The organism is Streptomyces sp. AHA2 (assembly GCF_036857595.1).
Lineage (GTDB): Bacteria > Actinomycetota > Actinomycetes > Streptomycetales > Streptomycetaceae > Streptomyces.
Genome location: NZ_JAUQWJ010000016.1, coordinates 103841 through 126668 on the forward strand (window position 1 = coordinate 103841; position 22828 = coordinate 126668).

Here is a 22828-nt window from a genome sequence, read left to right on the forward strand (position 1 = left end):
GGGTGGCCGGTCGGCGCGTGGAGACACGTATGAACAGAGGGAGGGTGACCGAGGAGCACCTACCTGGTCACCACCTGCCACGCGTTCGTCGCGGCGGCCGAGCCGCATGCCCCCCGGCCTGCGAGATCGCGCTCCGAGCCCAACGAACGCACGACCGCGTCAAAAGGTCGCAGGTGAGATGGCGACGTTCGTCGGGGTCGAACTCGCCGCCGACATGGGCAGGGGACCGGCGTCTGCCAGTCCCGCTGCCCGGTCGGGATCGTAGGGCAGTGATCCCGTCGCGGACTTGGTGGCGCTGCAGATCCACGGCCCCGCGCCCGCCGGTTGATGGCCGTACAGGGTTCGGTCGGTCCGGCCTCGACCGCAACACATACCCTTCGGGACACGGGCGGTGTAGGCGATACGCGGTCGGCGCATCCCGGGGCGAACCTCGTACGGCCATCAACCGGCGGGCGCGAACGCCCCGGAAGCCATCGCCGAACTCGGCGCCCTCGCCCGCAAGCCGTGACCACGTCGTGATGCCCTGACTCGAGGTGACACGGCCCCCGCACGGTGGATGACCACCGCGGTGATCATTCGCCCTGTCGGCCCTCCGGCCTGCAGCGCACCTCGCGTACCGCTGACGCCGGCTAGGAACCGGGGCACGGTTCGCCTGTCTTGGCTACGGCGAGAGTGACGAGATCGGTGATGTGGTGCGTCCCGGCGGCGGGAGTCTGACCGCACACGTGCCAGGTGCTGGTGAGCAGTTGCCTCCGGTCCTTGTCCAGTGCGTCGTGGGTGGCCAGCCGGTTGAAGCCGGCCTCACGCGCGGCGTTCCGTGCTTCTTGCAGGGTGACACCCCTCAGGTCGGGAAGCTCCGCCGTCTGCTTCTTGCCGTACTCGGAGAGGGCGAACAACCCGACGACGACTGCGATGACGAGCAAGGGGCCTTTGCGCATGCGTCCTCCTAGGGGCGGCGACACCAGGTGGCCGGTCGACGCGAAACGGAGAAGGGGCCGGCCACTGCCGATCCGTCTGCCAGGAGGCGGTGCTCGGGAGCGGCCAGGAAGGACCGGGGCCCGCCCCCGCGCAAGGTGTGGCGGGCCCCGGCATGCTCAGTGCTGTCCGTCGCGCTGGGACATGACGAGCGGTTCGCGTTCCACGGGCGCCGCAGTGTGCCGGGACAGCTTCTCGCCTTCGATGTCGACCACGGGCAGGATGCGATCGATCCAGGCGGGCAGGGACCATGCCCGGTGTCCCAGGAGAGCGAGCGCGGCGGGCACGATGGTCATGCGGACCACGAACGCGTCGAAGGCGACAGCGGCCGCCAGGCCGAAGCCGAGCGCCTTGATGACGGCCTCGGAGGAGCCGGCGAAGCCGGCGAAGACGCTGATCATGATGAGGGCCGCGGCGGTGATGACCTTGGCGCTGTGCCGAAAGCCCACGGTGATGGCCTCAGCCGGGTCGGCTCCATGGATGTAGGCCTCACGGATGCGGGTGACCAGGAACACCTGATAGTCCATGGCGAGTCCGAAGACGATGCCGATACTGAGGATCGGCATCAGGCTCGTGATCGGTCCTGTCTGTTCGAGGCCCAGCAGATCCTTCAGCCAGCCCCACTGGAACACGGCCACCAGTGCCCCGAACGAGGCAAGGACCGACAGCAGGAACCCGGCGGCCGCCTTCAAGGGGACCACGATCGACCGGAAGACGAGGATCAGCACCAGGACGGCGAGACCGACGACGACCATCAGGTAGGGCGGCAGAGCCGCGGTGAACTTGTCGGAGATGTCGATGTTCAGCGCAGGGGTGCCGGTGACCATGCCTTGTGCGCCCGTGTCCTTCTCCAAGTCCGCGGAGAGGTCCCGGATGCTGTGGACAAGGCTCTCGGTCGCATCGCTGGCGGGTGCGCTCCTGGGTATGACGCTGATGACGGCCGTGTCGCCCTGAGGGTTGAACACCGGAGGGGAGGCGGTGGTCACATCGTCGAGCCTGCCGATGGCCGCCTGCATGTCGGCAGCCGAGTCCTTGGCGATGCCCGGGTCGTGACCGGTGACCACCACGGTCAGGGGTCCGTTGAACCCTGCACCGAAGGACTGCGACAGCATGTCGTAGGCCTTGCGCTGCGTGCTCGACGCCGGCGCTGCACCGTCGTCCGGCAGGCCGAGCTCCAGTTTCGCGGCCGGAAGCGCGATCACGACGAGGGCGGCGACCGCGATGCCCATCACCCGCACGGGTCGACGCAAGGTCAACGCCGCCCAGCGTTCACCGAGCGAGGCCCTGCCGTGGTCGGTGCCCCGGAACCGTCCGCCGCGCACGGCGCCGCGGAAGAGGCGCCCTCGGGCACCTCCGCGGGAGCGCTCGGGAGCAAAGCCCAGCATGGCCGGCACCAGGGTGACTGCGACCAGCACGGCGACGGCGACGGCCCCGGCGGCGGCCATGCCCATGGCCGTGAGGACAGGCAGGTCGACCACGGCCAAACCGGCGAGCGCGATGATCACGGTGAGACCGGCGAAGGCGACGGCCGAGCCCGCTGTTCCGTTGGCCCGGCCGGCGGCCTCCCGGGGGTCATGGCCCGCGGCACGTTCGGCACGGTAGCGGGAGACGATGAACAACGCGTAGTCGATGCCGACCGCGATGCCGAGCATGGACGCGAGAGCGGACGTGCTGCTGGTCAGGTCGAAGGCGGCGCTCACCACCGCGATCGCACTGGTGCTGATGGCGACACCGACCACGGCGGTCAGCAGCGGCAGCCCCGCGGCGACGAGCGAGCCGAGTGTCATGAACAAGATGACAGCGGCCAAGGCGAACCCGATGACCTCTGCGGACGCCCCGGCCTCGGACGCGGCGAGCGCGCTTCCGGAGGCTTCCACGGTGAGTCCGGTGTCCCGGCCGGCTTGCAGCGCGTCCTCGAAGCGCTCGTGATCGCGATCGGTCAGGTCGGTGGCTGCGACCTTGTAGGTGACCTGTGTGTACGCCGTCGTGCCGTCCTTGCTGACCGTGCCGTCGGCGACCGGATCGCCGACGGACGCGACGGCGGAGGACGACGCCCGCAGATGCTTCACCGTCGCGGCCACGGCGGTGTCATGACCGGCGCTGGTGATCTTCTCCCCTCCCGGCGCACGCAGAACCACACGTGCGGTGGCGCCCTCGGCGTTGGCAGCGGGGAACTTCTCGCTCAGCAGATCGTTGGCGCGCTGGGCCTCCGTGCCGGGAAGCGTGAACGAGGAAGTGGCACTGCCGGAACTGCTCGACGCGGCCGCGCCCAAAGCGCCGAAAGCGACGACCCAGAAGAGGAGCACCAGCCGACGGCGCCGGAAAGCAGCCCGGCCGATGCGGTGCAGGAAGGTGGCCATGAGGCAGTGAGAGACTCTCTGTCGGTACGAACGGTCGCCAGCGGCCGGGTTCGGGGGAAGCTCCGGCCGCTGTGATGTCGATGATTCCGCCATGACGTCAGCCACGGCATCGGCCGTACGTACCCAGTGCGCACGGGACTGTCGGCTCTTCGGCCGACACACACCTCGACTCGCGTAGGCCCGTCGGCTGACATGCGCCATGCCCACGTCGGCCGTTCGGCCGACACACGCCTCGGCTCGCCTTCCTAAGCTGACAGGCATGGACTCGAGGCTTCCGCTCTCCCCCGGCGTCAGACGGTTTCTCCTCACCAGCGGCGCGTTCGCGTTCGTCGGCGCGTTCCTCGTGGACCTCAGTGAGCTGGCCAAGGCCCCTGATCCGTTCGGCACCCCCGGCATCTGGCTGCCCTGCCTCGTCACCGGGCCCCTGAGCGGTCTGGCCGTCCTGGAGACACCCTGGTCACCCTCCCTGGGCAAACGGATCACCGCAGTGGTCACCGTCTCGCTCGCGCTCACGGTGTGGGGCCTGTCCCAGCCTCTCGGACACACGTTGCTCAGCGGGCTGGAACTCTGCGGACTGCTGCTCCTGACCGTCCGCACCACGACCCGCCGCGGCAAGGCCACCACAGCGGCCGTCTACACCCTGCCCCTCGTCATCGCCACGCTGCTGCTCCCGCTGCGGGTGCAGCAGTGGCCCCAGCTCGTTGCCGGCGCCTACCTCATGACCGTCGTCGTGACGGTCGCCGTCAGCATCGGGTGCACGATCCGAGCGCTGGAAAGCCGCAAGGAGCGCACCGCCCGCGAGGTCCGCCAGGCCGAGCGCCTGTCCCTCGCCCGCGATCTGCACGACCTCATCGCCCACCACATGACCGGCATCATCGTGCAGGCCAACGCCGCTCTGACCATCCATGCCGCCGCGCCCGCCAAGGTCGAACCGATCCTGCGCAACATCGTCGACTCGGGTACCGAGACGTTGGAGGCCACGCGGCGACTGGTACGCGTACTGCGGGAGAACGACCACGGCACCATGCGTCCGGGGGATCTGCTCACCGAACTGGCCGAGCTCGTCGCCGCCCACTCCGTTGCCTGCGCCGGCGGCGACGGCACGGCCCGGCTGGAGGCCACCGCCGCCGCGCGCACCGCCCACCTCGCGCCGGAGGTGGAGATCTCAGTCCTCCGTCTGGTCCAGGAGGCGCTCACCAATGTCCGCCGTCACGCGCCGGGCGCACGGACCGTCGTCCACCTGGACGCCGAGCCGGCGTGGGTGCGCGTGACGGTCACCAATACCCCGTCGGCCCACAGCGCGGCCAAGCCGATCGGGGGCCACGGCGGCTACGGCCTGACGGGGCTGCGGGAACGCGTCGAAGCCCTCGACGGCACGCTGCACACCGGTCCGCTGCCGGGTGGCGGGTGGCAGGTCCAGGCCGCCCTGCCCCTGGCAGCCCCGGCCGCGACCTGACCCCGCGCCGTCATCGGCCAGGACGGACCGCTCCGGTCTCCCAGGCCCAGGCCGCGATCTCCACCCGGTTGCGGGCACCGAGCTTGCTCTGGATCCGGCCGAGATAGGTCTTCACCGTCGACAACGACAGGAACAGCTCGTCGCAGATCTCCTGATTGGTGCGGCCGACGGCGACCAATCGCACGATGTCCGTCTCGCGCTCGCTCAGGTCGGCGATCTCCCGGCTCTCGCCCACCGCCTGCTCCCCCTCCTTGAGCTGCCTGAGCAGCCGCACCGTGACCGCCGGGGACACCAGCGCGTCCCCGCGAGCAGCCGCCTGCACCGCTTCCACGAGCAGGCTGGGCGAAGCGTCCTTCAGCAGGAACCCGCACGCGCCGTTGCGCAGAGCGGTCCGGACGTAGTCGTCCTGATCGAACGTCGTGATCATCACCACGTTGAAGGGATCGGCGACGTCGGGGCCGGCCAGCTGCCGCACCACTTCCAGTCCGTCCAACCGCGGCATCCGGATGTCCGCCAGCACCACGTGCGGCCGCAATCGACGCGCCAGCTCGACACACTCCACACCGTCGGCCGCCTCACCGACGATCCGGAAGCCCGGCTGCGCCCCCAGGATCAGGCTGAAACCCGCCCGTACCAACTCCTGGTCATCGGCGATCACCACATCGATCTGCGTATCGGACATGCCCCGTTCCTACCACAGCCCCGTCCTGGGACACGTCCGTCGAACCAGCGGTGCAGTGCAGGTGATGTGGTCGGTCACCGGCCGGCGCATGGAGCCGGAAGGCGAAGGGATGCCGTAGACGGCCGCCGCCGACGGGCTTCCTACGCTCGCCGGCAAGGGCAGCATCGGCACTCGCGTGCCCGTCCGCTGTCCGTCCGCCGAGCGTCCCCGCCCCCGGGGGCAGCCGGTCGACGGTCAACGTGTCTCCGCGGCCTGGCGGCGGAGGAGACGGTGGTGAAGAGGACGAGGGCGGTCGCCAGGCCGCGTGGCCCAGAGGTCGCCATGAGGCTTCCTGCCGGACAGCGGTGTGCCGGGCGTGCGTTCGCCGGTTGCGAGCCCGTTGTGCGACGTGCGTGCAGTGCGAGGCTGCCGTGGCGGAGCAGTGCGGCCATACGGGTGACCCGCACGGGGAAGCCGCACCATCGATCTTCTGCCGCCGGTACACCGGTTCCACCAACCGGACCGTCCCCAGGGGGCCGTTATGACAACGTCAAGGCGTCGGTTCTTAGGCATCAGCATCTCGGTGGCCGGGGCGGCGGTGGCCGCCGGTACGCCGGGTGCCGCAACGGCCGGGGCCGTGCCCCTGGCTGCGCCGGTGTCGCAGAACCCCGACAGCATCCGGGGCATCAAGTGGCGCACGGTGCGCCGTCCGGCCCAGCCGGGAGACACATCCGACACCTTCGGTGTCCGGTTCGACACCCAGGGCCTGGCCTACCGCACCGCCGTCGCGTCCCTGTTCAACAACGACTTCAGGACCGTGGTCCTGCGCGTCGCCAACATGAGCGACCTGCCCCGCGGCACCACGAAGAAGCAGCGCGACGACGAGATCATCAAGGTGCTGCGCGAGCTCAACCGCCGGGGTATGAGGGTCTACCTGTGGAAGCGGCAGTGGCTGCAGCGCAGCGACCGCTCCTGGGGCGCCTACAACAGACACCCCGGGGCGGACGAGTTCATCGCAGACATGAGCGCCCTCATCCAGCGCGCGAAACGCGAGGGGATCGCCGGATCGCTGCAGGGTGTGATGCCGGTGGAGACCAACCTGAACAACTGCGCCGAGGTCCGCAACCGCGCCCTGTACATCGCCCGGGGCATCAACGCCCGTACCGGCAACTGGCTCAGGACCCACACGCTGATGGTCCCCGGCGCGGGCATGGGCCCGTACTTCAAGGGCATCCACAACGGTGGCACCGCGTGGCTGCAGCAGATGCGCGCACAGACCGGCCGCTTCGCCTTCCTCTACAAGCACATGATCAGCCACCCCGAGGCCGTCTGCCGGCTCGGCCGCCTGAACGACCAGTGGCTGACCAACGTCGGCTACGAGGCGAAGAAGACCGTGGACGAGCAGATCCGCTTCCTGCGCACCACGATGGGCCTGGCCGACCTCGAACGCTACCTGCACGGGCACCGGGCCCGCTTCCCCCACCACACCCACGTGGTGTTCTGGGGCGACATCGGCGACGGCATCTTCAGCATGTCCGCCCTCGACAACCAGCCCCGGTGGAACTACAACACCGTCCGGGCCCTGCACAAGCTGCTCGTCAAGCAGAACCGCTGGCACGGGCACTTCTTCAACTTCCCCTTCACCTACAGGGGAGCCACCCGCACCGACCTGTGGGGCTACCTCATCACCGTCGACCGGCGAAACGGCTACGCCCGCGCCAAGAACCACCAGTGGAACCGCGCGAGGACGCACTCGGTGTGGGACGAGTGGCACGCCTGGTCACGCGAGAACGCCGCGTTCTGACACCTCACAGCCACGTCCGCGCGACGTCCACCGGCCAGGAACAGCCGCCGCTCCCCCCGCCGTCCCCGCTCTCGCGCCCACTCCGCCCCAGCGCGCAGCCGACACGAGCAACTGGTCCCCTACGGCACCCCGCCAGCGGGTGACCTGACGCGCCCTCCACCACCAAGCACGCCTCGACCGAAGGAACATGACGCACGTGAGACTGAGACCGACCAGAATCCTGGCACTGCTCGTGGCGGGCGCGGCAGCGGCAAGCACCCTGGCCGCCGGACCGCTTTCACCGGCGGCAGCCACACCGCTGCCCGACCGTGCCCTCTCCAGCGCCCCGGAGAGTCCCCGTGCCGCCGCCGCAGTGTTCTGGCGGGGCAGCTGGGCCGCCGCGCAACAGCCTCTCAACCCCAACGCCCCCGGCTGGGCGAAGCAGGGCTTCGTCAACCAGTCGGTGCGCCAGGTCGTCCGGCTCACCGCAGGCGGCACCATGGTGCGGGTTCGGCTGTCCAACCTGTACGGCACCACGCCCCTGCGGCTGACCGGCGCCTCCATCGCCCGCACGTCGGCCGGCGCAGCCGTCGAACGCGGATCCCAGCGCAACCTCACCTTCGCCGGCCGGAAATGGGCGCAGATCCCCGCCGGCAGGGAACTGAACAGCGAGCCACTGCGCATGGCCACCACAGCCAAGGAACGACTCACCGTCACCCTCTACTTCGCCCACCGGACCGGACCGGCCACCTACCACAGCCGGGCCATCGCCGACAGCTTCCGCGCCGCCGGAGACCACCGCGTCGACCCCGGCGCCGGAGCGTACACGCGAACCGCGGCCAACTGGTACTACCTGACCCGCATCGACGTCCGCGGCGCCCAGGCACAGCCACGTAACGGCATCGTCGCCCTGGGCGACTCCCTCACCGACGGCCACAGCTCAACCCACAACGGCAACAACCGCTACCCCGACCAGCTCGCCGAACGGCTCATCAACAACAGGACCCCGCGCCCCGTCCTCAACGCCGGCATCAGCTCCAACCGGCTGCTGACCAGATCCCCCTGCGGCGGTGAAGCAGCCACCGCACGCTTCCGCCGGGACGTCGCCCTCCAGCCCGGCGCACGGACCGTGATCGTGCTCGTGGGCACCAACGACATCCGCCAGCAAGCCGGGACCACTCGGTGCGCCGAGGGCGCACCGAGGATCACCGCTCAGCGACTGATCGACGGCCACCGCTACCTGATCAGATGGGCACACGAACGAGGCCTCAGAGCCGTCGGTGCCACCGTTCCGCCCTGCGGCTGCATCGGCACCAACGAGACCATCCGCACCCAGCTCAACCAGTGGATCCGCCGCACCGCAGGCACCAGCAGCGGCTACGACGCCCTGGCCGACTTCGACCGCGCCCTGGCCGACCCCCACAGGCCCAACACCCTGCGCCCCGCCTATGACAGCGGCGACCACGTCCACCCCAACAACACCGGCTACGACCGCATGGCCCGAGCCGTCCCCCTCACGAAGCTGTGAGTGGCCACATCTGACACGGTAGGTGGGCCAGGCTCCGGTCTGGCCCACACATGTGCGTCCTAGTCGTGGTGCCGTCGGTGTCGGGCCTGCCTGATCACGGGAAGCCCTGTGTCACTCGAAGAACCCGACCGCCCATCCCGGGTACCCGGTGGCCCGCTCACCGCGGTGCAGGGTCCTGACCATGTTCCCACAGGTGGGGCCGTCGAAGATCATCGCGTGTGCGCTCGTCTGGTTGTAGAAGGTGACCTCTCCCTTCGTGGGGTCGGTGGTGATGCACTTGCGGGGCGCCGGGTCCATGTACCTGATGGTCTGGCCGGACTGAGTGATGTAGAGCGGGCCCGTCGCCGCGTGGGCGGAGGTGGTGAGACCGACGGCCAGCAGGACGGCAGAAGCCAGCGTGCCGATCGTCGTCAGGACTTTGCGCATGGGGAGGTTCCTCCTGTTCTGCAGCGTCTGCTGACGCCTGCTCCGGACGGTAAGCGCCGAACCGGCTCCTGCCAGGCAGTCGCCTCGTGTGGGGGACAGCGCACTGAAGTGAGCGAGGTGCGAGCAGAGGGTGAACCGCGCGCAGAACGGCGCGGACGTCTCAGTTCGCGCTGCCGATGGTGGGCCGGGCGACTTCCCCTCACGACGAGGTGGAGCCCTCAGGGCGTGCAAACACCGGGTGCAGCCCGCGAGTCGGGCCGTGGCGGGGCAGGGCCACCGGGCGACCCGGAGCAGGTGCCCTGTCCGTCAAGCCGGCCAGAGGGCATGCCGTCAACTTCACCCTCGCTGTTACCTCTCGTGGGTGACGCGTCTTTCGGTCTCTTCGAGGAACACGCGGTGCTTGGGCATGTCAGGGATCATCCACGGGACAGCGCTCAGGGACGCGGTCGCTGGGGGGATGCAGTGTCGGCCTCTGCACAGGGCCGGGGCCGCTGGGTGCCGGCGGCTGGCCGGGCGTGTTGTGCTCGTCTCGCTGCGGTGACGCTTCGTGACGCATCGGTGACGGATGCGTGGTAGTTGTACTGGTGCGTTTCTTGTGACCGCTCTTGTCTGTTCGCTCCGTGTGGGGGTTTTCGTGCGTGGGTTCGTCGTGTCCGCTGCTGTCGCCGTCGCTGCTGTCGGGCTGCTCACCGGGTGCGCCGGTGGCGGTGATGGGGATGCTGACGCGAAGGGTGCCGGGTCGGCCGGTGCGCCGGATGTCGCGGCATGCGAGAAGGCTGTGACGGAGCAGGTGAAGAAGTCGATGGGCGGGGATGAGGCGGCGAAGGACTCGGACATGCCGGCGTCGTGCCGGGGCTTGGATGAGGCGACGAAGAAGCGGGTGGCGGAGAGGGCTGCGGCTGCTGCTGTCGCGGGTGCGCTGGGGGGCGGCGAGAAGGAGTCGTCGGAGGGGCCCGATGCGGCAGCCGACGTGAAGATCACCGACTGTACGAGGGACGAGTTCGGCTACCCGGTCGCGAAGCTCGAGGTCGTCAACTCCACTGACCGGAAGCAGGACGTGAACGTGCAGGTGTCGTTCAACGGTCCGGACGGGACGCGTCTGGCGGAGGGCGGCACGATCGTGTCCGCGCTGGAGCCGGGGCAGAGGGCGAAGGAGGACGCGATGGGTTTGAAGGAGATCTCCGGCAAGTTCACCTGCAAGGTCGGCAACGTGGACCGCTGGGAGTCCAACTGAGTCGTGTCCGCCACGTGAGGGGGCGGACTCAGGTCGGCCGGGCACGAGCGGGGTGACTGACGGTGCATCAGTCGGGAAGTCCACGCGATCGACTCGTTCTCCACGGTCCGTTCATGCGAGGAGACGGACAGTATGTATGCGTAGGTGACCGACCGCTGTTTTGAAGCACGGTGCGAATGACGCACGCGCACCGGCGAGCCGTGGGCCGGTTCAGCGGTGCTCGGATCGGGTGCGCAGCCACGCACCGACACCGTGGACGCGGCGGCTACCAGGCTGACAGCCTGCGCGCGCGGCCGCGTCGTCGGATGTGTCGGCCAGGGCGATGCGGGCGGTGATGAGTTTGCCCATCGGTACTTGCTCGATGAGCAGGTCTTCGGTGATGGCCTTGACGATCTCCAGGCCGTGCCGGCCGATCCTGCCGGGATCGGCGGACCGGGCTGCCGGGACCGTGGGGTCACTGTCCCCCACCAGCACTTCTACGACGCGAGCCGTGATGCGCAGCTCCATCGAGGCCGGTCCGGGAGCGTGCTTGTGGGCGTTGGTGACCAGTTCACTGACGACCAGTTCGACGAGGTCCCTGGCGCGGTCGGACACGACCAGCCGGTGGACAGTGCGGGCCTGGTCGAGGAAGGCGAGGGCGTGGTGACGGGCGTCGGCGATGCATCTGCTGCCTGCATCCAGGTCGTAGCCGGCGCACACCAAGTGCGTGTCGGGCTCTGTACAGCCTTGGCAGTCCGTATCGGATCGCAACGGCCTCGTCCTCACTTCCTCCGCGCGCTGGTGTCTCGGGTACCTCGGGTATCGGCATGCATGTCATGCTCATCGCGCGCGCAGGCCCGCTCGGGTGCGTCCGGCCGTAGTGTTGGGCCAGACATACCCGCGCCCCCTCCCGAGGGGGCAAGCCTGAATCGCATTCGAGGAGACCGTGGCCCCCACCGAGCAAGCCGACCGACCAGGGCATCTCTCTACCGAGCACCGCGTGATCGACGGGGTGCGTGTAGTGACCCTGTGCGGCGAGATCGACCGCGACGTCCAGGGCGTGTTCCGTGAGGCGCTGCTGGGTGAGGGCAAGACGGTGCCGGCGCGAATCGTCGCCGACCTCGCCGGTGTGAAATTCATGGACTCCAGCGGCGTCAACGTCTTCATCGCCGCCCACCTGAAGACGAAGGACGCACAAGGGTGGGTACGTATCGCCGGCGCCCCGCCCGCTGTCCGGCGCGTGCTGCAGGTGACCGGCGTCGACACCTTCATTCCCTGCTACCCCAGCGTCGAGCAGGCCTTGACCGCCGAGGCGCACTGACGTCGATCACCATTCCGGCAACGGAGCGCAGTCTCACGTTCGTGTGCTCGGAGACCTCCCGCAGCACCTCGGAGCCGGCCGCCGGCTCGATGCGATGCTCCGCCTGTTGCATCGGGCTGGTCCATCCGCGTGGGGCGCCCGGAGCTCGTTACTCGGCACCGGCGCCACGGGAGTTCGTTCCGGTTCCCGATGTGCGCCGGGGGCGTACTGGGACGGCGGCGCTTCACTTCCGTCGTCGCTCAGGGTGCCATGACAACCTCGCAGGGTAGCGAATGTGGAGCGGCACAGTCCGCTGCCAACCGTTCCGCACGAAGCGACAGCCGACGAGACACAGCCCGTCGTGCCGAAGCAGAACGAGGAGACGCGTCATGCCCCCTCAGCCCACGAACAGTTCCGCAGCCGACCACGAGGTCCGTGCGGGCGATCTGCGCTACGACGCTTTGCGCCGCGGTTTCAACCAGCGGTGGATCGCCAGCCCCGACTACGTAGCCGTTCTCAGCTCCACCGACCAGGTCGTCGCCGCGCTGACGAAGTACCTGTCCACCTACACCGGCCATCCAGGGAAGATGCCGAGGATCGGCCTGCGCTCGGGCGGCCACTGCTACGAGAACTTCGTCTGCGGCACCGATGTGAAGGTGATCCTCGACCTGGGACAGATGGACCGCGTCTACCAGGACCAGAAGATGGGCGGGGCGTACTGCGTGGAGGCGGGCGCTACCAACTGGCAGACGGCTACGCATCTGTACCGCGCCTACGGGGTGGCACTGCCGGGTGGGTCGTGCTACTCGGTCGGAGCGGGTGGCCACATCAGCGGCGGGGGATTCGGCCTGCTCTCTCGCCTGCACGGTCTGACCGTCGACCACCTGTCCGCCGTCGAAGTCGTCGTCGCACCTGACGGCCGAACGCCGCAGGTCGTGGTCGCCAAACGGGACTCGAGCGATCCGGCGGTGAGGGACCTGTGGTGGGCTCATACCGGAGGCGGAGGTGGCAATTTCGGGGTGATCACCCGCTTCTGGTTCCGCGACCTTCCCAAGCCGCCCTCCGAGGTGCTGCTCAGTCAGGTCGCCTGGCCCTGGGCACAGATGAAGAAGGACCGCACCAGCTTCAAGAACCTGGTCCGCAACTACGGCCAGTTCTTCGCCGACCATCAGGCTGACCAGCGCGACCTGTTCTCGTTGCTGAAGCTGACCCACCACAGCAACGGCCAGATCGGCCTGATCACTCAACTGGACGCCGGACCGTCTGACCGCACAGCGGATGCCGTCCGCCGTCTGCAGTCCTTCCTCGACTGTCTCAAGAAGGGCGTGCAGGTGCCCACCACCACCCTGACCCAGCGCATGGGTGACCACGACCCCATGGCCGGGCTGGAGGTACCGGTCCGGCTCCCCTGGCTCACCGCCACCCAAACCCTCAACGGTTCGGGCGACAACCGCTGCGGCAAGTACAAGTCCGCCCACATGACCCGCAACTTCACCGAGCGTCAACTCGACGTCCTGTTCGACTACCTGACCACCGAGCGCTACACCAACCCCCACGCCCTGGTACAGGTCGACTCCTACGGCGGCGCGATCAACAAGGTCCGCCCGGACGCCACCGCCGTCCCTCAGCGCAGTTCCATCCTCAAACTCCAGTACCAGACCTACTGGCAGTGGACCACCGACGCCGACGGCGACGGAGCCGCCGACTGGCGCGACGGCCTCATCGCCGACGCCGTGCCCGACGCCGCCCCGCACCTGCAGTGGATCCGTCAGTTCTACCAAGCCATGTACCAGGACACCGGAGGCGTCCCCGTCCTCGCCGACTACACCCCGCCGTCCGGCACCGAACGCCCCGCGAACGCCGGCCCGGTCACCACGGACGGCGCCTACATCAACTATCCCGACACGGACCTCGGCGACCCCCGCTGGAACCGCTCCGGCCAGCCTTGGCACCAGCTCTACTACGGGCGCAACTACACCCGCCTTCAAGCGGTCAAGGACCGTTGGGATCCCCACAACATCTTCCGTCACGCCCAGTCCGTCCAGCCCACCCCTCGCTGATCACGCCCGCCTTCCACCCCGCAGGACGGCGGAAGGTCGATGCCGGGAACACCGCGGTGATCGCAGACGCCGCCCGAGCCGGGCGTGACCGTCGCCGTCGACTGGCAGACGGTAAGGGGCACGCGTTGCTCGCGCACGGCTCCCCGACATGTGCGGGTGCTCTCGGCACACCCCGCATCCGGCACGCCCGGCCCTCGCCCAGTCCAGGTCACGTGCTTGACCGTGAGGGGGCCCAACCGGGGGCCGTCTGCGGCAGGTGTACCGGCGTCGGGGGTCACGAGCGATCCCTTCAGCGTCGAACGGTGCGAGCGTGGCGGTCGGGTGCGCTGCCGGCGATGCTTCGGCCGTAGCGGCAGACGGTGGTCGGGTCGGTGCTCTTCGACGGTGACCAGCCGCTCGTGGTTGCGGCGGCCGTAGAGGGGTTGCCGGCCGGATGCATCGCAACAGACGCCCGGGCGGTCGGCCGTACCCGCTACTCCGCTGCGATGTAATCGATCTTCGGCTGTTCGCCGTACTTGTCGAGGTGGGGTAGGTTCGTCACTTTTCCGTTCATTCCCGAACGCACCACGGCCCAGACTGTTTCGCAGTCGGTGGACCTGTTGATCTCCTGGTGAACCACATACGGCGGGATGAACACGAAGTCACCCGGCTCGGCCTCGGCCACGTTCTCGAGCCGCTCTCCCCACCGGTAATGGGCCGTACCACTGACCACGTACAGGACGGTCTCTTGGTCCTCGTGGTGGTGCGCACCGGTGGCCGCCCCCGGTCTCACCGTGCTCCGGAAGGCCGACAACCGAACAGGGCCGGAATCCTCACCCTCGAACGCTACCTCACGCAAGAGGCCAGGGGTCTGCAATTTGGCAGGATTCAATTCGTTCGAACGAACGATTCGGACCTGCTTGTTGGCGTGATTTTCGCTCATGTTGTGCTCCCAGCTTTTCACTTGCAGCTCGTGTTCCCGCTGGCGCGCCTTGTCGGCTCCCCGGCAATACGGCGCGTGGCGTGCAGCTGGACAGATCCTCGCTGCAATAAGGTCGTGCGGAACTCTATCGCACGAGCTCAAGACGAGCCATTTTTCGGTGCGCCGCACGTGACGCAGATGCCTCACTGCCACGCCAGGCCAGGAAATGCACATACAGCCCCGGGCGGTTCGGCCTGGCGCAGATGACGAGAATCTCGTTCTCGGTCCGTCGGTGATCACTTCCCTTGCATTATGCACAGAATGCCGACGCGGTAGTCGGGCCGGCCGTTCCGGCGCGCGGACTCTCGTGGCATCAGAGGAGGGGATAAAATCAGAGCAGGAACGTGGTGGCCGTGACGCCGAAGACGACCAGGGCCAGAACCGGCCAATAGAGAAGTTTGGGCGCCAGGTTGTCCCGCCATTCCACCACGCCGATGCGCGGTCCGCGAGAAAGGAGCAGAGAGTTCCACACCACTGCGATGATCATGAAGTACAGACAGAAGTACAGGTAGTCGACGTAGGCGATGCCATGGGAGCCTGTCTCCGAGCGGGCGGTGTTGTGGTCGACGGTCAGCACCAGCAGGATGGCGGCCGCGAATGCCACGATGGTCAGTCCGTCGAATCCGGACAGCGGAAACCGTGCCGTGTTCTTGGTCGTCACGAACAACGAGGCGAAAACCAGCACCGCGATGAACGTGAGCGGGATGATGCGGCCGAACAGCGGGGAGATGAACTCACGGGCCACGTGCATGTTGAAGTAGAGCTCGGGATATGCCTGGGCTTGTGCCCGATAGTGCCGCTGCTGTCCGAAACTCGCCGAGTAGTGCGGGACGTCGTAGCTGAAGGACGTGGCTTTCACGTCCCAATTTCCGGGCACGAAATCGCTGTCCAGTCCGTAGGCGGCGTGTGGGCGCCAGGGCGGGTAGCCCGCCCAGTCGGGTACGAGGACGACGCGGTGCGCGAAATCGGGGTGCCACATGCGGAGCCAGACGTTCTGCTCATCGAGCGGGTACGTGCTGTAGTCGAAGCTCTGGCGCAGGGTGACGTCGAAGTACCAACCGATCACCTGCTCACCGTCCCGGTCGATCTCGTAGACCTTCTCGGGTTCGTAGGATTCGTCCGCCTCTGGAAAGACGATGCCACGCTCGAGGCCGACGGGCAGGGAATCGTCGTAGCGCTGCCATACATATCCGCTGACTTCGACGTCGTAGGCGCTGGTGAAGCGCAGGGCCTGGATGAAGACACCGGTCGGAACGCGGGGAACCGCAGGATGAGCCTTCAGGTAGGCGTCCGACTGGCGGCCGTCGACCACTTGGGTGCCGCGCGTGAGGGTGCTGGAGGTGTCGGCAACCACTCCGTACCAGGCCAGACCCGTGCCGGCGAGCAGGACCGTGCTCGTCCAGGCGCTCGCCAGCCACAAGCGACGCCGGGACAGGCGGCGGATGACGGACAGGCCGACCAACAGGAGCAGGATCAGCCCGAGAGCGGTTGTCAGCCCGAGCCAGGGGCTGGGCCGCGCGAAGTCCAGACCGTGCGGGTGCCGCCGGGCCAGCAGAAGGACCGCGGCGAAGAGGGCTCCGGCGAACAGGACGAGCGGGTCGGTCAGTCGGGAGACCCGCTGCAGGTGACGCGTCATGCGCTCGTGGCTCAGGGTTTTCACGGTGTCTCCGTCATCGCGGTGGTCAACCGAAGCGCACGACGTAGGCCACGACGACACCCAGGCAGAAGACGAGGTAGTAGACGCGGGACACGTGCGCCAGCCGGTTCCAGGCGCGAATATTGTCGTGTTCCACCAGCCATGCGCCGGCCAGGGAGATGAACACGCAGGTGCCGACGAGGAACATGAAGGCGTAGTAGGCCCATTCGATGGCCACCGAGTAGCCGATGTCGGGCAGGGAACTGGTGACGCCCGTCAGCAGCACGGCGGCGCTGAGCATGGCCGTCACCTCCAGGTTGACGCGGGTACTGGTGTAGCGCGGATCGCGGGGGAAGAACAGAGTGGCGTAGGTGACGGCCACACTGAGCAACAGCGGCAGCAGGTTCTTGATCAGGAAGGGTCCGACGTCGCGATGCACGCTGATCTCGGCGACGTACTGGGCGTAGTGGATGCCCTTGTCGGCCCGGCCCAGGTCGGGGTCGCCGAGCCGTGCGGTACTGCCGACCGCGGCCTTGTACGTTCTCAGGTCGCGCAGGTCCCAGTTGGGGAGACCGTCGATGGAGGTACCGACGTCCTTGCCGCTCCTGAAAGCTTCCGTATGGTCCTGGCTGAGCATCGGCTGGTCGATGACGTAGACGACGCGGGAGGAGGGGTGGTCCCGGTTCTGCATGACGATCTTGAGGTGTTGCTCATCGAAGGGGAAGCGGTGGAAGTCCAGTGAGCTGGTGAATTTCGCACTGACCTGATGGAGCCGGTACTTGATGCCCGCGTCCTCGGAGCGGCGGACCGGAGTGCCCGGAGCCGTCTTGCTGTCGGCCGCATTGAGGAATTCGATGTCGGCTGCCTCGTCGCTGCCGGAGTAGCGCAGCCACAGGAAGAAGTCGGCCTCGAAGGTGCCCGCCCGGGTGTTCAGCGCGCTGATCCGGTTGAAGTTGATACCGGTGTAGACGATCTGCTGGCGGGCGAGTACGCGCCCCAGGAAGGGGACGGCGCGGCCGGCGGCAAGGTCGGCGGCGGCGTCAGTACTCTCCTCGGGAGTGTATTCGGTCAGTTGCACAGGGGCGGAGATGATGCGCCCGTTCTGCACCATGCCGATGCTGACGGGCCGGTACAGAGAACGGGTGGCGTCGAAGTGGACCTGGTCTCCGTAGACGCCGGGTATCGCGTGCTCGCGGTCGTTCATGGCGGCGAGGGCATCCCGGACGGCGGTGCGGGCGCGCGGGGTGACGTGGCCGTGCGGTGCCCGGGCCTGGCGCAGGGCGTGGACGGCCATGTCGGTGGCGGTCTGCGCGGACATGGCCCGCCAGGACGGCAGGTCGCCGTAGCGGTCACGGTAGGCGGCTGCCCAGGCCAGTCCAGCACCGGTGAGGCTGTCGGGCAGCTGGGGCGAGGCAGCGTAGAAGCGGCTGGTCATCGAGCCTGGACGGGCCCTTTCCTGGGCGGATGCGGTCAGGGCGGCACCGAACCGGTCCTGCGAGAGGTCGTCGCCCGCGACGACCGTGTTGTCCATGCCGTGGGAGCGCAGGTGCTCGAGAACGGCCAGTGCCGACTGTTCGGGCACGGCCAGCAGGACGGGGCCCTTCGCCGAGTCCGCACGTACGGCGTCGAGGGCCTGCTGCAACTGCCGGGTGCGTTGCGGCCCCGGTTGCTCGTCGACGGCGATGGCGTGATCGACGCGTCCCGTGGTGTCGGTGAAGGCTCGGCGGAAGCCGTTCGCCAGCGTGGTGCCGTAGGCACTGTCGGCGTACAGGACGGTTGCGGTCCGTGCCGAGAGGACGTGACGGGCGTAGGCGGCGAGGAAGGCTCCCTGGGCGGAGTTGGTGTAGGTGGTGCGAAAGCACCACGGGCCGGCGGTGATGCCGTCGGCGGTGGCGGTGGGGGTGATGAAGGGAATGCCCGCGGCGGAATAGACGCGGCCTGCGGCCGCAGCCGTGGGGCTGGACGTGTGACCGATGACCAGCGCCACCCGGTCGTCGCGAACGATGCGTTCGGCCGTGCGGCGCGCGGTGTCCGGGTCCGCCCTGTCGTCGTACGAGAGCAGCCGCACCGGATGTCCGTGGACGCCACCGGCCTGGTTCACACGGTCGGCGTGGAACTGGACGGCGAGCGCCACCTCGGGCGCCCGGGGCCCGCCAGGGGCGGTGCGGCTGGTGACCAGGGCCACGTACACCGGCTCTGTGGGGGTGTGCAGCAGTCGCGGCACCAGGACGGCAGCCAGAGCCGCAAGAACCGCGAGGGCGGCGAGGAGGGCGGCGCGGCGCGCGGTCAGCCGACGTCGCCGACGTCCGCTCGCTGGCGCTCCGGCCGCGGAAGCCGCGGGCCGGTGCGGCCGCGGCTGGGCGCAGTGGTCGTCGGGCACCGCCGGTCCTCCCTGGTGCTGGCGTCGCTGAGATCGTTCGGGGGGGGCGGCCGCCGCGGGGCGGTCCGCCCATGTTCGTCCGCTAGGCGTCGACGTCGGTTTCGTTGTGGAAGACGGACAGCTTGGCGTCCTTGGCGACGAAGTACTTGTCGACCTTGTAGGCGATGGTCGCGAAGTCGAGGCGGCCATCGCCGTTGAAGTCGCCGACGGCGATGCGCGCCGTGGAGTCGGACGAGACACGCCACTTGGCGAAGACGCCGGCCCGGATGTCGATCGCCTTGTAGTAGAACACCCCCTGCCACGGGTGGGGACCGCGCAGGGCGACGAGGAACTCGTCGTCACCGTCGTTGTCGAAGTCGGCGCAGACGATCTGGTGACCGGGGCCTTCGCCGAGTTCGTTGGGGTCGCCGAAGACGTCGAGGACGACGCGGCGCCAGGTGGCCTCGTGGACGGGCGTGCCGGGCTCGTCCTTGATGTATACGGCGACGGTGTTGCCGTGGAACGGCTCCGTGGCGGCGACGTAGGCGTGCGGATCGTCGCCGATGCGGCCGGCGTTGACGTCACCGCTGCCCTTGAAGCCGGTGTCCACGAACTGGGAGTGCTCGCCGTCACCGATGTGGGTGGTGGTGAAGCGACCCTCCCGCTCGTCGTAGTGGAGCCAGGTGATGCCCTCCTCGGACGCGAGGAGGATGGAGTCCAGGTGCTCGGAACCGGGCAAGGGGTTCTGCCGCTTCTCCGCGCCGTGGATCATGCGGAAGTGGGTGTCGTCGACCACGCGCTTGTCCCACGGCTGGCGGACGTCGTTGTTGGGGCTGAACAGCACGACGGGGATGAGACCGTGCACGTGCCGGGGACCGACACAGGGCACGCCCATCACCTCGGGCTTGCGGGTCTGGGTGAAGTGCCCGACGCGCAGTCGGTGCATTCCGGTCTCCCGGCCGATGTAATGGCGTTCCCAGCGGGCGTCGTCGTCGCTCTTGCCGGTGTTCTCGATCCAGTCGATCTTGCCGCCCTCGGTGTTCGGGTCGTCGATGCGTCCGCCGGGACCGTACAGCTCGTAGCAGACGACGATGTCGGGGTGACCGTTGCCGGAGATGTCGGCGCAGTGTGCGCCGATGGGCATGTGGAAGTTGTCGGCGACCAGCTTCCGCTCCCAGCCGGGGTTCTTGTACCAGTAGATCTCGCCGAGGGACAGGCCGTAGCCGAACAGGTCGGGACGGGTGTCGCCGTCGATGTCGGGGGCTTCGACCCAGTAGCCGTCGTTGAGTCGATCGGCGACGACCTCGCGGGTGAAGCGGGGGGTGCGCAGATTGAGGGAGGTGTTTGCGGACATCGGAATGCCTTCCGGGTTCGGTGCGCGTGAGGGCTGGGTCAGCCGAGGACGCGTGCGAGGTAGTCGCGGGCCGTCTGGGCGTGGTGCAGAGGCGGGTGTCCGCCGTGCGGGTCCTGTTCCGCTTCGACGACCAGCCATCCCCGGTAACTGTCCCCGGGACGCAGGGCCTTGAGGACCGTGTCGAAGTCGACGTCGCCGTCGCTGTCACCGGGAACGGTGAAGATGCCCGCTTCGACGTACTCGCGGAAGCTGCCGGCGGCGAGGGTGCGGTCCGCGCGGATGCTGCCGCGGACGTTCTTCAGATGCACGTGGGCGATGCGTTCACGGTGGCGCTCGATGACACCCAGCACGTCGGCACCGGCCCAGGTGAGGTGCCCGGTGTCCAGCAGCAGACTGACGTGGCGGGGGTCGGTCTCCGCCATCAGACGGTCGACGTCCTGTTCACTCTGCACGCCGGTGCCCATGTGCGGGTGGTAGGCGAGTGTGAAGCCCTGCCCGGCGGCGATCTTGCCGATCTGGTTCAGGCCGCGGCACAGATCTTCCCACTGCTCGTCGGTGAACTCCGGTTTGTTGCTGCGCAGGCTGAGTGACTGCAGGTGGACCGAACGACCGAACTCGGCGACGCCGATGGTGGTGGTCTTCACCGGCGGGTCTCCGGCGTTGAAGTCCTTCAGGAACTCCAGCACCTTCAGCAGGTCGCCGGCAGTACGTTCGGCACCGTCGGGCACGGTGAAGAAGGTGCTCACCCACGGTTCGCTGACGCTGAGGCCCCGCAGGTGCATGGCGGCGGTCAGGGCGTCGACGTCGGTGGTGAAGTTGTGGCCGATGCTGCACCCCTCGAAACCGGCCAGCGCGATCTCGCTGAGGCACTGTTCCATCGGGATGTCGTGGCCGATCAGGGGGAAGTCGTCGTTGGTCCAGCAGGTGGGCGTGATGCCGAGGTGAATGCCCTCGGGACGGCTGGTGGTCGCGGGTCGGCTCATGAGGCGGTCCTGGGGTTCGGAGGGTTGCGGACGGCCGGGATCAGTGCCCGGGGTGGCCGCTGAGGATGGTGTCGGCTGCGTGGACGGCCATGGCGACGCTGGTGAGCGTCGGATTGCTGGCATTGCCGAAGGGATGCAGGCCGTTGCCGCCCAGGTAGAGGTTGTCGATGTTCCACACCTTGGAGTACTCGTCGACGACACTGTCCAGCTCGCTGGTGCCCATACGGGTGGTGCCCGCGATGTGCAGCGGCAGGCCCGGGGTGAGGAACACGGGCTCGGAACCGGGCATGAAACCTCCGAGCGCGGCGGCGGTGCGCAGCATGTGCTCGTTCATGCGGTCGGACTCCTTCCGCTCGTTCTGGTCGAGGCGGAAGTGGAAGGTGGGCTGCGGCAGGTCGAAGGTGTCGCGGATCCTGCGGGAGAAGGTGACCCGGTTCTCCGGGCGCGGGCGGGAGATACCGAACCAGCGCAGGTCCACGATCAGGCGGGGGTCGATGTTGGGCGGGACGGCGCCGTAGGTGAAGGCGTCCCGGTGGATCTGGCAGTGCCAGGGACGTTCGTCTGTCACCAGCAGGGCCAGGTTGGGATCGCGTTCGCCCGGCGGAATGGGCACGGGGTCGGCGGTCTTGTCACCGGAGTGCAACCGCTTGAGCTGGGCGGCGCGGTAGGTGGCGACACGGTCCGCCGCGAAGAGGGCGGCCTGGTCGTCGTCGGTGCCGGAGGTGGTACGCAGTACCGACTCGATGCCGTCCATGTGTTCCTGCTGCAGCACGACCTGGCAGAAGGACATGGGCTGTTCGGTCATGTAGCGGCCCAGCGCGGGCAGGGTGACGCCCGAGTTGAACAGCAACTGCGGAGTCGGCACCGCGCCGCAGGCCACCACGTAGGTCCGGGCCCGCAGGCGCAGTTCCTCGCGGACGTCCCGCAGGTTGCGTACGACCGCGTACTCCACCTTCTGGTGCCGGCCCGCGCCGGTGATCTCCAGGCGCACGCATTGGTGCTCGGGCAGCAAGGTGAACGAACCGGCGGCCGGCCGGTGCTCCGGTTCGGCCAGATCACCGAGGACGGTGTCGGACGCCGACCAGGTCACGGCCGAGGTGCGCTCCGAGTCGGCGCGGTCGCTGACGGCGAGAGGCAGCTCGGCCACATCGGTGAACTCCTGCCCCGCCTGCCGCAGCACCTGCTTGACCAGCAGGTGCCGGGCAGAGGAGGCGAAGACATCGGTGCGCCGGCCCAGCAGTTCCTCGGCCTCGTCGTAGAGACCGTCCATCTTCTTGTCGTCGATGGGGTATTCCTCGTCCCCGTTGCGTCGCTCCACCCTGGGGTGGAATCGCGGCACGGCGCAGGTCCAGTGTGTGGCCATGCCGCCCACGGCGTACGTGGCGGCGGCCGCGGGCAGGTTGATGTGTTTCTTCTGCTCCGGGTTCTGGTTGCGCATGGAGAAACCGGCGTACTTGTCCGGGTCGTAGGAGAAGGCCGACGGGTCGAGGGTCAGTTCCGGTTCCTTGTTCGTCGCGGTGGACAGGGGCAGCAGGTTGCCCTTGATGACGGAGACGAACAGATCGATGTTCTTCTGGAACAGGTAGCTGTTCTTCAGGTGCTCGCCGTAGCGCCGGGACAGCTGCGCGCCCGCGTCGATCATCAGCACGTGCTTGCCGGCTTCCACCAGCTTGCGGGCGAAGGTGCAGCCCACCGGGCCGCTGCCGATGATCAGCGCGTCATACTCGGTGTTGGACACGTCGTGGTCGTTCATGGACGTCCTTCCTCGAAGGA

Annotated in this window: 17 protein-coding genes; 6 read left to right on the top strand and 11 right to left on the bottom strand. The window is 68.4% G+C overall.

Annotation, left to right across the window (positions count from 1 at the left end):
* Positions 1-629: 629 nt before the first annotated feature.
* On the bottom strand, positions 630-938 hold the full coding sequence (locus Q5694_RS26660) for a hypothetical protein (RefSeq protein ID WP_333935916.1): 309 nt from the start codon (positions 936-938) through the stop codon (positions 630-632).
* Positions 939-1094: 156 nt separating this feature from the next.
* Positions 1095-3335 (bottom strand): MMPL family transporter, encoded by a 2241-nt coding sequence (locus tag Q5694_RS26665; protein WP_333935958.1) that lies wholly within the window; start codon positions 3333-3335, stop codon positions 1095-1097.
* 259 nt (positions 3336-3594) lie between these two features.
* Here Q5694_RS26665 and Q5694_RS26670 point away from each other — a divergent pair, with 259 nt between their 5' ends.
* The gene (locus tag Q5694_RS26670) at positions 3595-4791 is read left to right on the top strand and encodes a sensor histidine kinase (RefSeq protein WP_333935917.1); all 1197 of its coding nucleotides are present in this window, start codon (positions 3595-3597) and stop codon (positions 4789-4791) included.
* Positions 4792-4801: 10 nt separating this feature from the next.
* Here Q5694_RS26670 and Q5694_RS26675 read toward each other — a convergent pair whose 3' ends face one another.
* A complete protein-coding gene (locus tag Q5694_RS26675) occupies positions 4802-5473 on the bottom strand; it encodes a response regulator transcription factor (protein WP_333935918.1) in 672 nt (223 codons plus the stop codon).
* Between the two features lie 634 nt (positions 5474-6107).
* Between Q5694_RS26675 and Q5694_RS26680 the strand changes: the two genes are divergently transcribed.
* Together Q5694_RS26680 and Q5694_RS26685 are read left to right on the top strand one after the other, a co-directional pair.
* Positions 6108-7256: a hypothetical protein gene (locus Q5694_RS26680; protein WP_333935919.1), complete on the top strand. Its 1149-nt coding sequence runs from the start codon at positions 6108-6110 to the stop codon at positions 7254-7256.
* 196 nt (positions 7257-7452) lie between these two features.
* Positions 7453-8763, top strand: a complete 1311-nt coding sequence (locus Q5694_RS26685) for an SGNH/GDSL hydrolase family protein (protein ID WP_333935920.1) — start codon at positions 7453-7455, stop codon at positions 8761-8763.
* Between the two features lie 111 nt (positions 8764-8874).
* Here Q5694_RS26685 and Q5694_RS26690 read toward each other — a convergent pair whose 3' ends face one another.
* Positions 8875-9189, bottom strand: a complete 315-nt coding sequence (locus Q5694_RS26690) for a hypothetical protein (protein ID WP_333935921.1) — start codon at positions 9187-9189, stop codon at positions 8875-8877.
* A gap of 595 nt (positions 9190-9784) precedes the next feature.
* Here Q5694_RS26690 and Q5694_RS26695 point away from each other — a divergent pair.
* The gene (locus Q5694_RS26695) at positions 9785-10423 is read left to right on the top strand and encodes a hypothetical protein (protein ID WP_333935923.1); all 639 of its coding nucleotides are present in this window, start codon (positions 9785-9787) and stop codon (positions 10421-10423) included.
* Between the two features lie 210 nt (positions 10424-10633).
* Here Q5694_RS26695 and Q5694_RS26700 read toward each other — a convergent pair whose 3' ends face one another.
* Positions 10634-11122: an ATP-binding protein gene (locus Q5694_RS26700; RefSeq protein WP_333935924.1), complete on the bottom strand. Its 489-nt coding sequence runs from the start codon at positions 11120-11122 to the stop codon at positions 10634-10636.
* Between the two features lie 226 nt (positions 11123-11348).
* Here Q5694_RS26700 and Q5694_RS26705 point away from each other — a divergent pair, with 226 nt between their 5' ends.
* Together Q5694_RS26705 and Q5694_RS26710 are read left to right on the top strand one after the other, a co-directional pair.
* Complete coding sequence (locus Q5694_RS26705) at positions 11349-11723, top strand: STAS domain-containing protein (protein WP_333935925.1); 375 nt, start codon at positions 11349-11351, stop codon at positions 11721-11723.
* A 368-nt stretch (positions 11724-12091) separates the two neighbouring features.
* Positions 12092-13762: an FAD-dependent oxidoreductase gene (locus tag Q5694_RS26710; protein ID WP_333935926.1), complete on the top strand. Its 1671-nt coding sequence runs from the start codon at positions 12092-12094 to the stop codon at positions 13760-13762.
* A 472-nt stretch (positions 13763-14234) separates the two neighbouring features.
* Here the strand turns inward: Q5694_RS26710 and Q5694_RS26715 are convergent, their stop codons facing one another.
* The 6 genes from Q5694_RS26715 to Q5694_RS26740 form a co-directional block, all read right to left on the bottom strand.
* A complete protein-coding gene (locus Q5694_RS26715) occupies positions 14235-14684 on the bottom strand; it encodes a cupin domain-containing protein (RefSeq protein ID WP_333935927.1) in 450 nt (149 codons plus the stop codon).
* A 370-nt stretch (positions 14685-15054) separates the two neighbouring features.
* The gene (locus Q5694_RS26720) at positions 15055-16383 is read right to left on the bottom strand and encodes a hypothetical protein (RefSeq protein WP_333935928.1); all 1329 of its coding nucleotides are present in this window, start codon (positions 16381-16383) and stop codon (positions 15055-15057) included.
* A gap of 22 nt (positions 16384-16405) precedes the next feature.
* Positions 16406-18739: an ABC transporter substrate-binding protein gene (locus Q5694_RS26725; RefSeq protein ID WP_333935929.1), complete on the bottom strand. Its 2334-nt coding sequence runs from the start codon at positions 18737-18739 to the stop codon at positions 16406-16408.
* An 82-nt stretch (positions 18740-18821) separates the two neighbouring features.
* Positions 18822-20072 carry an FG-GAP repeat domain-containing protein gene (locus tag Q5694_RS26730; protein ID WP_333935930.1) on the bottom strand — a complete coding sequence of 417 codons (1251 nt, stop codon included), beginning with the start codon at positions 20070-20072 and terminating at the stop codon, positions 18822-18824.
* Positions 20073-20110: 38 nt separating this feature from the next.
* Positions 20111-21055: a myo-inosose-2 dehydratase gene (gene iolE / locus Q5694_RS26735; protein ID WP_333935931.1), complete on the bottom strand. Its 945-nt coding sequence runs from the start codon at positions 21053-21055 to the stop codon at positions 20111-20113.
* 40 nt (positions 21056-21095) lie between these two features.
* Positions 21096-22808: a pyranose oxidase gene (locus Q5694_RS26740; protein ID WP_333935932.1), complete on the bottom strand. Its 1713-nt coding sequence runs from the start codon at positions 22806-22808 to the stop codon at positions 21096-21098.
* Positions 22809-22828: the final 20 nt, after the last annotated feature.